At 70.3% G+C, this 12,886-nt stretch carries 12 protein-coding genes; 6 read left to right on the top strand and 6 right to left on the bottom strand.

What is annotated here, in order from left to right:
* Position 1 precedes the first annotated feature (1 nt).
* The 4 genes from ASG74_RS02500 to ASG74_RS02485 are packed head-to-tail and all read left to right on the top strand — an operon-like array spanning position 2 to position 4,175.
* Complete coding sequence (locus ASG74_RS02500; RefSeq protein WP_235498773.1) at positions 2 to 1,180, top strand: glycosyltransferase; 1,179 nt, start codon at positions 2 to 4, stop codon at positions 1,178 to 1,180.
* A gap of 59 nt (positions 1,181 to 1,239) precedes the next feature.
* On the top strand, positions 1,240 to 2,382 hold the full coding sequence (locus ASG74_RS02495) for a DegT/DnrJ/EryC1/StrS family aminotransferase (protein ID WP_056138624.1): 1,143 nt from the start codon (positions 1,240 to 1,242) through the stop codon (positions 2,380 to 2,382).
* Positions 2,379 to 3,032, top strand: a complete 654-nt coding sequence (locus ASG74_RS02490; protein WP_056138622.1) for an acetyltransferase — start codon at positions 2,379 to 2,381, stop codon at positions 3,030 to 3,032. The genes ASG74_RS02495 and ASG74_RS02490 overlap by 4 nt, the downstream gene beginning before the upstream one ends.
* A 9-nt stretch (positions 3,033 to 3,041) precedes the next feature.
* Positions 3,042 to 4,175: a TDP-N-acetylfucosamine:lipid II N-acetylfucosaminyltransferase gene (locus ASG74_RS02485; RefSeq protein WP_056138618.1), complete on the top strand. Its 1,134-nt coding sequence runs from the start codon at positions 3,042 to 3,044 to the stop codon at positions 4,173 to 4,175.
* Here ASG74_RS02485 and ASG74_RS02480 read toward each other — a convergent pair.
* The 4 genes from ASG74_RS02480 to ASG74_RS02465 are packed head-to-tail and all read right to left on the bottom strand — an operon-like array spanning position 4,172 to position 7,933.
* A complete protein-coding gene (locus ASG74_RS02480; protein ID WP_056138616.1) occupies positions 4,172 to 5,662 on the bottom strand; it encodes a lipopolysaccharide biosynthesis protein in 1,491 nt (496 codons plus the stop codon). The genes ASG74_RS02485 and ASG74_RS02480 overlap by 4 nt on opposite strands.
* Positions 5,659 to 6,816 carry a glycosyltransferase gene (locus ASG74_RS02475; protein WP_235498772.1) on the bottom strand — a complete coding sequence of 386 codons (1,158 nt, stop codon included), beginning with the start codon at positions 6,814 to 6,816 and terminating at the stop codon, positions 5,659 to 5,661. Before ASG74_RS02475 ends, ASG74_RS02480 begins: the two co-directional genes overlap by 4 nt.
* 53 nt (positions 6,817 to 6,869) lie before the next feature.
* On the bottom strand, positions 6,870 to 7,250 hold the full coding sequence (locus ASG74_RS02470) for a DUF2304 domain-containing protein (protein WP_056138611.1): 381 nt from the start codon (positions 7,248 to 7,250) through the stop codon (positions 6,870 to 6,872).
* On the bottom strand, positions 7,247 to 7,933 hold the full coding sequence (locus ASG74_RS02465) for a glycosyltransferase family 2 protein (RefSeq protein WP_056138609.1): 687 nt from the start codon (positions 7,931 to 7,933) through the stop codon (positions 7,247 to 7,249). The genes ASG74_RS02470 and ASG74_RS02465 overlap by 4 nt, the downstream gene beginning before the upstream one ends.
* Positions 7,934 to 8,128: 195 nt before the next feature.
* Here ASG74_RS02465 and ASG74_RS02460 point away from each other — a divergent pair, with 195 nt between their 5' ends.
* Together ASG74_RS02460 and ASG74_RS02455 are read left to right on the top strand one after the other, a co-directional pair.
* Entirely contained in the window at positions 8,129 to 10,840 is a 2,712-nt protein-coding gene (locus ASG74_RS02460; protein ID WP_082569465.1) for an FG-GAP-like repeat-containing protein, read from the top strand.
* A gap of 66 nt (positions 10,841 to 10,906) precedes the next feature.
* Positions 10,907 to 11,314, top strand: a complete 408-nt coding sequence (locus ASG74_RS02455; protein ID WP_056138603.1) for an adenylyltransferase/cytidyltransferase family protein — start codon at positions 10,907 to 10,909, stop codon at positions 11,312 to 11,314.
* 28 nt (positions 11,315 to 11,342) lie between these two features.
* Here the strand turns inward: ASG74_RS02455 and ASG74_RS02450 are convergent, their stop codons facing one another.
* Both ASG74_RS02450 and ASG74_RS02445 read right to left on the bottom strand, forming a co-directional pair.
* Positions 11,343 to 11,984: a CoA transferase subunit B gene (locus tag ASG74_RS02450; protein WP_056138601.1), complete on the bottom strand. Its 642-nt coding sequence runs from the start codon at positions 11,982 to 11,984 to the stop codon at positions 11,343 to 11,345.
* Between the two features lie 3 nt (positions 11,985 to 11,987).
* Positions 11,988 to 12,785 carry a CoA transferase subunit A gene (locus ASG74_RS02445; RefSeq protein ID WP_056138599.1) on the bottom strand — a complete coding sequence of 266 codons (798 nt, stop codon included), beginning with the start codon at positions 12,783 to 12,785 and terminating at the stop codon, positions 11,988 to 11,990.
* Between the last annotated feature and the right edge of the window lie 101 nt (positions 12,786 to 12,886).

The following is a 12,886-nucleotide window of genomic DNA, read 5'->3' as shown; positions in this document are numbered from 1 at the left end:
CGTGAGCAGCCCCATGAGCGAGCCGGCGCGCCGACCGCGGATCCTCTCGATCTCCTACTCGACGCTGCTGCGGGACGCCCGCGTCCTGCGCCAGCTCGAGGTGCTCGCGCGGCACGGTGAGGTCACCAGCCTCGGTTACGGCGAGGCCCCCTCGGGGGTCGCCCGCCACCTCCGGCTCCCGGACGGGGCGCCCAGCCTTCCCCGCACCGCAGCGGGGTTGCCGCTGCTGGCGACACGCATGCTGCGGCGGGCGGAGATGGCGGCCCCGGGGCTCAAGAAGGGGCGCGAGCTGATCGGGAACGAACGGTTCGACCTCGTCGTGGCCAATGACGCGCGCGCCATCCCGCTGGCCATGGAGGTCGCCTCGGGTGCACCGGTCTGGTGCGACATGCACGAGTGGGCGGCCGAGGAGTTCTCGCACGTCACGACGTGGCGGCTGCTCGTGGCTCCGCTCATGGACCACATCGCCCGCCGGTACCTGCCGCAGGCGGCTGCCGTGACCACGGTGTGCCAGCCCCTGGCCGACCGTTATGCGGAGCGCTACGGCATCGCCGCACCCCTCATCGTGCGCAACGCCGGGCCCTACCGTGCAGAGCTGGCGCCGACCCCGGTCCGGGACGACCTGCTCCGTGTCGTCCACAGTGGCGGCGCGGTCCCGGGGCGGAACCTCGAGATGCTCATCGAAGCGGTGATCGAGATCCCGCACGCCACGCTCGACCTCTACCTCGTCGGGGCGGGTGACGGCGGGGGCTACCTCGACAAGCTCACCCGGCTCGCCGCGGGCCAGGACCGCATCGCCCTGCGTGACCCCGTGGCGCCGGACGAGCTGCCGGCGACGTTGAACGCCTACGACGTCGGGGCGTTCTGCATGCCGCCGATCAACGTCAACGCCGAGTACGCCCTGCCCAACAAGTTCTTCGACTTCGTCCAGGCCCGTCTCGCGCAGGCGGTCGGCCCGGCCCCCGAGATGGCCCGGCTCGTGCGCCAGTACGACCTCGGCGTCGTGAGTGACGACTTCAGCAAGGACGCGTTCGTGCGGGCCCTGCGCCAGCTCGACCCCGAGCGGGTGAGGACGGCGAAGGAACGTTCGCACGAGCACGCGCGGGCTCTCAGCAGCGAGCGCGACGTCGCTGTCGAGGACGAGCTCATCGAGCGCCTGCTGACATCGGGCGTGAGCTAGGCCTGCGCCACGGCCGGGTCGCACGAGGTGCGCGAGGGCAGCGCCACTATGCTGCCCACATGCCGTTGGATGCGCCTGCCTTCGAGACCCCGCTGCACGTTGGACGCCCGAACATCGGCAGCCGAGAGCGGTTCCTGGAGCGGGTCAACGACATCCTCGACCGGCGGTGGTTGTCCAACGACGGACCCCTCGTGCGTGAGCTCGAGGAGCGCATCGCAGAGCGCATGGGGGTGCGGCACTGCTTGGCGATGTGCAACGGCACCATCGCCCTGGAGATCGCCATCCGCGCCGTGGGGATGCGCGACGAGGTCATCGTCCCCTCCTACACCTTCGTCGCCACGGCGCACGCCCTGCACTGGCAGGGCATCGTCCCGGTGTTCGCCGACATCGACCCCGACACCCACCAGATCGACCCCGTAGCCGTCGAGCGCATGATCACACCGCGCACGACCGGGATCCTCGCCGTGCACCTGTGGGGCCGCAGTGCGCCGGCCGCAGCACTCGAGGAGATCGCCGAGCGGCGCGGCCTCGAGCTCATCTTCGACGCCGCCCATGCCTTTGACTGCACCTTCGCCGGCCGTCCGGTCGGTTCGCACGGGCGGGCGGAGGTGCTGAGCTTCCACGCCACGAAGTTCTTCAACACGATCGAGGGCGGGGCCGTCCTCACCAACGATGACGACCTCGCCGAGCGGATGCGCCTCATGCGCAACTTCGGCTTTGCCGGTGAGGACAACGTCATCCATCCGGGCACCAACGGCAAGCTCAACGAGGTGAGCGCCGCGATGGGGCTGACCAACCTCGAGGCCATCGAGGAGGTCACCGCGACCAACCGCGAGAACGCCGAGGCGTATGCCGCGGTCGTCTCGGAGGTGCCCGGGCTGAGAGCCCTGCCGTTCGAGGACTCCGACCGCAACAACCACCAGTACGTCGTCCTCGAGGTCGAGTCCGGCTCGCAGGAGGTCCGCGACGCCATCGTCGCCCGGCTGCGCGAGAACAACGTGCTGGCCCGCAAGTACTTCTGGCCCGGCATCCACCGGATGCAGCCCTACCGTGACCTGTACCCGCACGCCGGACTGGTCCTGCCGCACACGGAGGATGTGGCCCGCCGGGTCATCGTCATGCCCTCCGGCACGGCGGTGACGACGGACGACATCCGCACGATCGGTGGCATCCTCGCGGAAGCGATGGAGTCCGCCCAGTGACGGTGGCGCCCGAGTCCCCGCGGCATCTCTACATCTTCGGAGCGGGTGGACAAGGGCGCGAGGCGGCGTGGTTCGCTCGTGCGGCCTGGGGGGTCGAGCTTTCCCTCACCTTCGTGGTGGACGAGGCGCGCTACCTACCCGCGGGCGGCGGCGTGTCCGCTGTCGTTCTCGACGACCTCCGTCCGCGAGACGGGGACCGGTGGGTCACGGCGGTGGGTTCGGTGCCGGCGCGTCGGCGGGCCCAGGCGGCGCTCGCGGCAACCGGGATGGCCGCAGCCCAGGTCGTCCACCCCTCCGTGGACCTCAGCGCGCTGGCCCACCTCGGTGACGACGTCATCGTGGCGGCCGGAGCGGTTCTCTCGGTGGGGGTCGTCGTCGAGGACCACGTCCACGTCAACGTCGGCTCCACCGTCAGCCACGACTGCGTCCTGCGCGAGTACGCGACCCTCTCCCCGGGAGTGCACGTTGCCGGGTGGGTGGAGGTCGGTGAGGAGGCCTTCCTGGGCACCGGTGCGTCCGTCATCAACGGCTCTCCCGACCGCCGGCTCGTCCTGGGAGCGCGTTCGGTCGTGGCAGCCGGTGCGTGCGTCCTCGCCGATGTCGCTGCCGACGCGATGTATGCCGGCGTGCCCGCCCAGCGCAGACGTTAGGGTTCCCGCGTGCGCATCCTCCACGTGGGTTCGAGTTCTCCGTTCGTCGACTTCCTCGTGGAGTACTTCGAGCGCGCGGCGCCGGGATGCAACACGGTGCTGCGCTACCCCTCGCCGCCGCAGTCCTCGGGGGCGCCGCAGCTCGCCGGGGCGGCCCTGCAGTACGCCGGGTCGCTGGGGCGGATCGCGCGCGCGGCGCGTCAGGCGGACGTGGTGGTCGCCCACATGCTCACCCTCCCGACGGCAGTCGCTCTGCTCTCGGCTCGTCCACGTGCTTTCCGCGTGTGGAGTGGCTGGGGTGCCGACTACTACCGGACGGGTCCGGAGGCGGTCTCCCTGCTCGGGCCCCGGACGGCGGAGTTCGTGGCCGAGCTCGGGCTGGGCGCCGAGCCCATCGGTGGAAGCCCGGTGCGCTGGCTGACCGAGGGGCTCCTCACCCGCGCCGCGGGCCGGGTGGATGCGTTCTCCGCGCCGGTGCCGGAGGACGCAGCGGTCATGCGCCAGCGCTACCCCGTGCTGGGCGGGGAGTACCTCCAGCTCAACTACGCCGACACGGGGTCCTTCACACGCTCGACTCCGGTTCCGGCGACCGGGGACATCCTTCTGGGCAACTCGGCATACCCCTCCAACAACCACTTGGAGGCCATCGACGTCCTGAGCCGGCTCGATCTGCGGGACCGTCGGGTCTTCACCCCACTTGCCTACGGCAGTGCGACATACCGGGACGCCGTGGTCGAGCACGGCCGCCGGGTCCTGGGGTCGGCGTTCGACCCGCTTCTGGCGCCGCTTCCCCTCGATCAGTACGTCGACCGCGTGAGCCAGTGCGGGGTCGTGATGATGAACCACCACCGTCAGCAGGGACTCGGGAACGTCGGCATCGGCCTCTGGGCCGGCGCGCACGTGGCCCTGTCGCGGCACAGTCCTGTGCGGGACTTCCTCGTCGGCCACGGGCTGGACGTGATCGACATCGAGTCGATGACGTCCTTGCCCGAGGCCACGGTGTCCGGGGCCGCGCTGGAGCACAGGCGCGAGGTCATGCGCGGGATCTGGGGGCGGGACGTCGTCCTGGCCAACGTGCAGAAGCTGCTCGACGTCGCCCGGGCCCGGGGGGCGGCACGGGCGGCTTCGCCGCAGTCCCGCTAGGCGCTCCGCCGCTGTGGCAGGGCCCGGCGCAGGTCCGGGAGGCAGGCCGTCAGCCAGACCACGAGGAACACCGCGGCGAGGAGCACCTGTTGCGGTGCACCCCACGCCTTGTCGGCCGAGACCCAGGTGAGGCCGCCGACGCCGGCAAAGGCCAGGGCGGTCCGCAGCGCCAGGCCGGCCCACCGGTGTCGCCAGACCCGCCAGCACAAGCCGACGTTGACCGTGAAGATCACGGCGTTGCTGCAGAGGTAGCCGACGGCGATGCCGATGATCCCCCAGGAGCCGGCGGTGAGCCACCACACGAGGATGCCGAGGAGCACCCCGACGACGCCCGCAGCGGTCATCACCCTCAGTCCCCAGGGCCCGACGATCATGATGGCGTTCGTGCTCGACATGGCCAGGGTGGACAGGCACACGGCGGTGAGCAGGATCGGCAGGACGGTGGCCGAGCCCTCGTACGCATCCCCCCAGAGGAGGTCGACGATCAGCCGGCTGCAGAGCACGATGACGCCGAAGACGCCGATCATGACGCTGAACAGTCCCCGCGTGGCCAGGTCCGTCTGGGTGCGGAACTGCTCACGGTTGCCTCGGCCCCACGCCTCGGCCATGGTCGGGAAGAGCACGAGGCTGAGGGAGCCGGTGAGGAGGGAGGCAGGGGTGGCCAGCGTCAGGGCGGCCGCGAACAGGCCTGCATCGTCGGCAGAGGTCGTGGCTCGTGCGACGACCATGGCGAGCTGGAGGAAACCCGAGCTGAGGAGCGTGCCGACGGCGGCGAGCGTGATGAAGCCGTCGATCTCACGGCGCAGCGAGCGCTCCAGGGTGCCGCGAGCACCGTGCGGCCAGCACGCCACGGTGTACAGCCCGTAGCTCACCGCAAGGGCGAGCAGGAGGGGGAGCCCTCGGACGCCCGCCAGGACGAGCACCAGCAGGGAGAGCAGTCCCAGGCTCGAGGCGATGGCGTCCCAGAGGGTGCCTCGCCGAACCTGGCCCACGCCGTACTGCACTCCTCGGGTGAACGCGTACCCGCAGTAGCCGATGAGCAGGGCGGCAAGGCTCACCAGGTCGAGCACGCTGGCACCGGGGGAGTGCCACCGCCAGTAGCCGGCGGCTGCCACGGCGAGGGCGAGGGTGATCTGGATGTTGCGCCGGGCGAGGTGTGCCGCGACAGCGGCGGTCTGCGTGTGGTTGCCCGCACCGCGCGACTGCGCCAGGAACTTCGAGGCGGCGCTTCCGATCGAGGTCGGCCACAGCAGCGAGAGGAGCAGCGCCACGGAGATGGCGCCCTGGAAGATCCCCAGCGCCGCTCGTCCGACGACGTGGCCGACGACGAGGTTGGAGACGAAGCGCAGCCCTCCTTGTGAGGCTGTCCCGAGCAGCCCCCAGGCGCCTCGGCTCGCCATCGTGCCGCCGGTGGGCCGGTCCAGCTCCACGGGCCGCACCAGCTCGCGCAGCAGCCCCACGGGCGTCTCGGGCGGAGTCTCGCTCACCGGGTCCCTCGTCGCGCTGCCGCCGTCACCACGGTGTCAGCGGCACTGGCCGCGACGGTGGCCTGGCTCGCGTTCTCCTGGGTCCACGCAGCAATCCTCGCGGTCTCCTGGGCCGACCCTGGCGTGGCCAAGGCACTCCTCATGGCCTCCGCGACGGCGTCGCTGTCCCAGTCGCAGGCCCACCCGAGGGCGTTGTCCTCGACCATGGCTCGTCCCGGGCCGGGGCCCGCGTAGATGACCCGGCAGCCGCAGGCCGTGACGGCGAACATCTTCGTGGGGAAGGCGAAGTCGTAGCCGCGACGGGGGTGCAGGGACGCGAGGCCCGCGACGGCTCCGCTCAACGCCTCGGCCACCTCGTCGCCGGAGACCACCCCCCGCAAGTGCACCCGTCCGGGGGCGAGCTGGGTGGCCACCTGCTCGATCTGCTCGCGCTCGGCTCCCTGGCCGTACATGACGAGGTCCACCCCCGGGTGGCTGCCGCAGATCTGGGCGAAGGCGCGGACGAAGACCTCGGCACCCTGGAGCTCGGACATGGTTCCGGCGTAGACGAAGGTCTGGCGGGAAGCGACCTGTCGGGCAGCGACCTGTCGAGGGGTGAAGATGTCGGTGTCCACGCCGGTGCCCACGACCGTGGTCGGGACGTCGCCGGCGATGTCGCGGATGTCCGAGGCGACGCCCGCGGACACGGCCAGGACGGAGGTGGCCCCACGCAGGACCCACCGTTCGACCCGGCGCAGCACCGCGACGACAGGAGCCGCGGCACCGATGCCGGCAGCAGCCGTCGTGGACACGTCGCCGGCGTAGTAGACGTACGGCACGCGCCGGAGCGCGCACACGACCCGGACGACGACACCCGTGGTGGGAGGCGGCTCGACGACGACGACGTCGGGACGCTCAGCCACCAGCAACCGGACGAAGGCGGGGACGTCGAAGCTGGCGTACTGCACATAACCGCGCACGTTCCCACCGCGGTCACGCAGGACCGGCCAGCGGCTCACCCGCACGCCCGGAGGCGTGGGTCCGCCGCCCCGCAGGTGGCTCGGAGGCCGTGTCGTGATGACCCGGACGTCGTGGTCCCGGCGAGCGAGAGCCCTGACCAGGGCGCCGAGGCGGAAGGCGGCCGCGCCCGGTTCGGGTGGGAAGAGTCGGCTCACGAGCACGACCCTGAGCCCGGCCCCTGCGGGCCGACGTGTGAGCGGTCCCATTCCTAGGCGCCGTCCGCATCCGTCGGCACGGAACCGGGGGGACGCGGGTCGTCACGCAGCGCCTCGTCCAGTGCGAGGCGACGAGCCAGCCGGGTGTAGCGGAGCTCGACCTGGCGAAGGCGCCGATAGGTCGTCACCACGAAGCTGAAGAACGCGATGACGAGGCCGTACAGGATGAGGTCGGTCCCACGTCCGACGCCGACCAGGTGGGCGATGCGGGTCCACACGTTGGGGAAGAGGATGGACAGGACGGCAAAGGTGGCGAAGGCGCCGAGGCCGAGGCGCCGCACCGCCTGGATCCGTTGCCCGCCGCCGGTGAGCAGCCGCCACGAGATGGCCAGGACGAGGACGATGAGGAAGACCTGCAGGAGGATGATCTTCATCGCAGGATCAGCTCCACGAGGATGTTGACCGAGTTCCAGAGGGACTGTCCCTTGGCTCGCGAGTAGTCCGTGTACAGCACGTGCACTGGTGCCTCCGCGTAGCGGACGGGTGCGCCGTCCACGCGCATCGCCCCGATCTGGGCCACGATCTCGGACGCATGTGCCATGCCGTTCTGCGTGATCTGCAGGCGCTCCGCGACGGTGCGGGACAGGACGCGCATGCCGTTGTGGGCGTCCGTGAGCTTGGTGCCGGTTGTGAGGTTCGTGTAGACGACGGCCGTCTTGAGGACGAGCCGCTTGAGGGCCGAGGCCTCCGACCGGGCGTCCAGGAAGCGGGAGCCGAAGACCACGTGGAGGTCGTCCCGGCGGATCCGCTCGAGCATGTCGAGCACGTCCTGGACCTGGTGCTGCCCGTCTGCGTCGAAGGTCACCACGTAGGACATCGACGGGTCGTACAGGGCGTACTCGATGCCGGTCTGGAGCGCGGCGCCCTGGCCGAGGTTCACCGGATGTTGCACCACATGGGCGCCTGCCGCGGCAGCCAGCACAGCGGAGTCGTCGTGCGAGCCGTCATCCACGCACACGATGTTGGGGAAGGCCTGCAGTGCCTCGCGCACGACGTCGGCAATGACGGCCGCCTCGTTGTAGAGCGGCACGACCAGCCACACGTCATCGGTCTTCATCGCGGCCCATTCAACCCTATGGGCGGCCGGCTTCCTGCATGCCGACACTCGTGCCGCCTGCGGGGACCGAAGCGCTCGTCTCCAGCTCCACGACACGCCGACACTAGTCACGTCGGTGAGACAGAAGTGGCGAAAGTGACCATCGTGAGGCACCCTTCACACTAGTTATCCCTCGCTCGATCGCTGGAGTCCCGTATGCCGTCCGCCCGCCACACCCTGTTTGCGCCCACTCTGGGCCTTCTCCTGGCGGGGACACTCCTCGCCAGCCCCGCCGCCATGGCAGCCTCCCAGGAGGGGCCGGGACAGCCAGTGCAGCCGCCCACGCAGTCGGCGCAGCCCACGCAGTCGGCGCCGAAGCAGACGCAGGAGTCCCAGCCACAGAGCACCCGAGGACGGAGCGCGCCGCACCCCGTGAAGACGAGCCGCAAGGTCGTCCCACTCGTGAAGCAGGCCGGACAGGGCACGCCACGCGGCGGCGCCGTCGTCTCCAGCGGGGACCTCGACCTCCCGGCGGAGGCCACCGTCGTCGGTGCCTCGTGGAAGAGCGGTGCCCTCGACGGCGACGACGTCGTCCAGATCCGTTCGCGCCACAAGGGTCAGTGGGGGCCGTGGCAGGACATGGTGCGCGAGCAGGGCAAGGCCACCTCCACCGAACCGTTCGTGGCGACCGGGACACAGGTCGAGGTCCGCGCGACCAGCACCGACGGTGCCGCCCCGCAGGTGGAGGCCGTCGTCATCGACCCGGGACAGTCGGCCGCCGACACGGAGCTGGCGCCGGCTGCAGCTGCGGCCACGGACGGTCAGCGCACGTCCGGCTTCGCCGACGGTGCTGCCCGTCCGAGCATCGCCTCCCGGCAGGACTGGGGAGCGGACGAGTCGATCCGCCGCGGTTCGCCCTCCTACGGCCAGGTGCAGGCCGCGGTCATCCACCACACCGCCGGCGCGAACGACTACAGCGCCTCCTCGGTGCCATCGATCCTGCGCGGCATCTACGCCTACCACGTCCAGACCAACGGCTGGAACGACATCGGCTACAACATCCTCGTGGACCGCTTCGGCCGCGCCTGGGAGGGCCGGGCCGGTGGCCTGGACAAGGCCGTCGTCGGGGCCCACACCCTGGGACACAACTCCTCGACGGTGGGAGTGTCGGCCATCGGCGACTACAGCACCCGCCAACCCTCCTCGGCGATGCTCGGTGCCATCGAGTCGGTGGTCGCCTGGAAGTTCTCGATCCACGGCATACCGGCGACCGGGACGGTGTCGATCGGTGGCACGAACTACAACCGGATCTTCGGTCACCGCGATGCAAAGGGGAACTCGACCTCCTGCCCGGGGCAGTCTCTCTACAACCTCCTGCCCTCCATCCGCCGCGACGTCGCCTCTCTCATGGGAACGCAGACCAAGGTGGACGGTGCCCGGTCCTGGGACGCCGACAGGCGGACCGACGTGCTGGGCCTCGAGGGATCGGGATCCGTGAGCATCTCCCGTGGGCAACCGGTCCAGCCGGTCGCCTCGGGCAGGACGATCGGCACCGGTTGGCTCGGTCTCGACGACATTGTCCTCAGCTCGGACTTCACCGGGGATGGTCATGCCGACGTCATCGCTCGCGACCCGCGTGCGGGCGGCCTGCGCGTCTACCGTGGCAACGGTCGCGGGGGTTTCGCCGGAGTCACCCGTCTGGGTTCGGGCTGGAACGACATCACGAAGCTCATCGCCGCCGGGGACCGGACGGGCGACGGGCGGGCGGATCTCCTGGCCCTTCGCAAGGATGGGGCCCTGAAGCTCTACCCGGGCGACGGGACGGGTTGGGTGACGTCCGGATCCACGATCGGCACGGGCTTCAACGCCTACCGGTCGATTGCCGTAGGCGGCGACGTCGATGGTGACGGGCGGAGCGAGCTCTTCGCCCTTCGCACGTCGGACAACGCCTTCGTCCGGTGGCCCGCCACGGCGACGGGAGGTCTCGGTGCCCTCACGGTGGTGTCCGGCCAGGGTTGGGGCGCCATTGCGGACCTCATCGGCACCGGTGACCTGGACGGTGACGGAGCGGACTCCGACCTGTTGGCCATGGAGACGGCCGGCGGGATGAGGAGCTACTACGCCGAGGGTCACGACCCGTTGCGTCGCATCTCGTACTGGGGGAGCGGGTGGAACGGCCTGGACCAGGTGACCTCCGGGGCGGACTGGGACGGGGATGGCAACGCAGACGTCGTCGCCCGCAAGCGGTCCTCGGGAGCACTCGTGCTGTATGCCGGGACGGGCGCCCGTGACTTCGACGTCCCCGCCGCACGCGTGCCGTTGGGCCTGGACGCCGACCTCGTGAGGTTGGTCGGTGACGTCGACGGTGACGGTCGCGGCGACGCCATCGCCCGCGACACCTCGGGCAACCTCTACGGGCTGAGCGGAACCGCGTCGGGGTTCGGTGCTCCCGTCCGGATCGCGTCGGGCTGGCAGACGTTCAGCCAGATCGAACCGGCCGGTGACTACACGCGTGACGGGGTCCCCGACGTGCTCGCACTCACCCCGGGCGGTCAGCTCCGGGTCTACGCCCTGAGCCCGTCCTGGACGTGGCAGTGGGAGATCACGCTGTCGAACTCGTTCGGCGGCATGCGCACCGTCACCGGCGCCGGATCGGTCGACGAGGACTTCAACGGCGACATCCTCAGCGTGCGCGCCAGCGACGGGGCCATGCTCCTGTGGCGCGGCACAGGAGCGGGTGCCCTCGGGGAGTACCGAGTCCTCTCCACGGGTCAGTCGGACCTCACGAGGCTGGCCGGCATGGGCGACGGTGACGGCGACGGCGTCAACGACGTCATGGGGCAGGACGGCTCAGGACGGTGGTGGCTCTTCCACGGGACCGGTGACGGGCTGTGGTCGAGCCGGCAGCCGCTCGCCGGGGTCTCGTAGGCAGCCGCCCGGCCGGGTGACGCTGGCAAGTAGCCTGACAGCCACCGAAGCCAAGGAGTCGCTCACATGCCCAAAACCGTTCTCACGTTCGGCACCTACGACGTCTTCCACGTCGGCCACCTCCGTCTGCTGCGTCGCGCGGCCGAGCTGGGGGACCGGCTCGTCGTCGGAGTGTCCGCCGACGCACTGAACGTCTCGAAGAAGGGCCGTGCCCCCGTCTTCACCCAGGACGAGCGCATGGAGATCATCGCCGCACTGGAGATGGTCGACGACGTCTTCGTGGAGGAGAGCCTGGACCTCAAGCGCGACTACCTCGTCGAGCACGGGGCCGACGTCCTGGCCATGGGCGACGACTGGGAGGGTCGCTTCGACGAGTTCAGCGACATCTGTGAGGTCGTCTACTTCCCACGCACCCCCTCGGTGTCGACCACCGAGGTCATCGAGCACATCGCCTCGGGAGGGGTCTCTCCCTAGGACTGCTGCCGCTGGCTTGCTGCCGCGCTCAGCCCGAGAGCGCGAACGTCAGCTCGGGGCCGGTCTTCTCGCGCAGCTCGTCCTCGGTGACCCCGGGGGCGAGCTCGCGCACCACGAGCCCGTCGTCGGTGACGTCGATGACGGCGAGGTCGGTGATGATCCGCTGCACGACGGCCAGTCCCGTGATCGGCAGGCTGCACTCCTGCACGATCTTGTGGGTGCCGTCCTTGGCGACGTGCTCCATGAGGACGATGACCTTCTTGGCGCCGTGGACGAGGTCCATGGCCCCGCCCATGCCCTTGACCATCTTGCCGGGGATCATCCAGTTGGCGATGTCGCCACCGCGGGAGACCTGCATGGCGCCGAGGATCGCGGCGTCGACCTTGCCGCCGCGAATCATCCCGAAGCTCGTCGCGCTGTCGAAGTAGCTCGCGCCACGACGCGTCGTCACGGTCTCCTTGCCGGCGTTGATGAGGTCGGGGTCGACCGCGTCCTCGGTGGGGTAGGCACCGACGCCGAGGATGCCGTTCTCGGACTGCAGCACGATCTCGACGTCGTCGGGGACGTGGTTGGGCACGAGCGTGGGCAGGCCGATGCCGAGGTTGACGTAGGAGCCGTCGGTCAGCTCGGAGGCCGCACGGGCCGCCATCTCGTCACGGGTGAGCGCCATCGGTCAGGCCTCCTTGCTGTCGGTGGTGGACGGCGCGGCAGACACCGTTCGCTTCTCAATTCGCTTGTCCTGAGCCTGTTCCGGTGTCAACGGAAGGACCCGCTGCACATAGATCCCCGGCAGGTGGATCTCGTCCGGGTCGAGCTCGCCGGGCTCGACGAGCTCCTCGACCTCGGCGATCGACACGCGACCGGACATGGCGCACAGCGGGTTGAAGTTGCGGGAGGACTTGTTGAAGACGAGGTTGCCGTGGCGGTCGCCCTTCCACGCGCGCACCAGGCCGAAGTCCGCAGCGATGCTCTCCTCGAGGACGAACGTGCGCTCCTCGCCGCCCAGCGAGAAGGTCCGCGTCTCCTTGGGAGGTGAGGCGAGCGCGACACTGCCGTCCGCGGCATACCTCCAGGGCAGTCCACCATCGGCGACCTGGCTGCCGACACCGGTCGGCGTGAAGAACGCGGCGATGCCGGCGCCGCCGGCGCGCAGGCGCTCGGCCAGGGTGCCCTGCGGGGTGAGCTCGACCTCGAGCTCGCCCTCGAGGAACTGGCGGGCGAACTCCTTGTTCTCGCCGACGTAGGAGCTGACCATCCGGCGGATCTGCTTGGCTCCGAGAAGGATGCCGAGGCCCCAGTCGTCCACACCACAGTTGTTGGAGAAGACCTCGAGGTCGCGCACCCCCTTGGTGTGCAGCTCGTCGATGAGAACGCTGGGGATGCCGCAGAGCCCGAACCCGCCGACGGCGAGGCTGGCACCGTCGCGGACGTCCTCGAGGGCTTCGGCTGCAGAGGAGACGACCTTGTCCATGGTGGGCACTCTAGTTCCCCCCGGTGCGGGCCTACATGTGGTGGGGGCCCAAGAGGGGGGAGCCGGACATGGGTCTGCGACATGCTCCGTGGATCTTCCTG

The organism is Knoellia sp. Soil729, assembly GCF_001427985.1.
Lineage (GTDB): Bacteria > Actinomycetota > Actinomycetes > Actinomycetales > Dermatophilaceae > Knoellia.
This window is presented reverse-complemented; position numbering and strand designations above follow the sequence as displayed.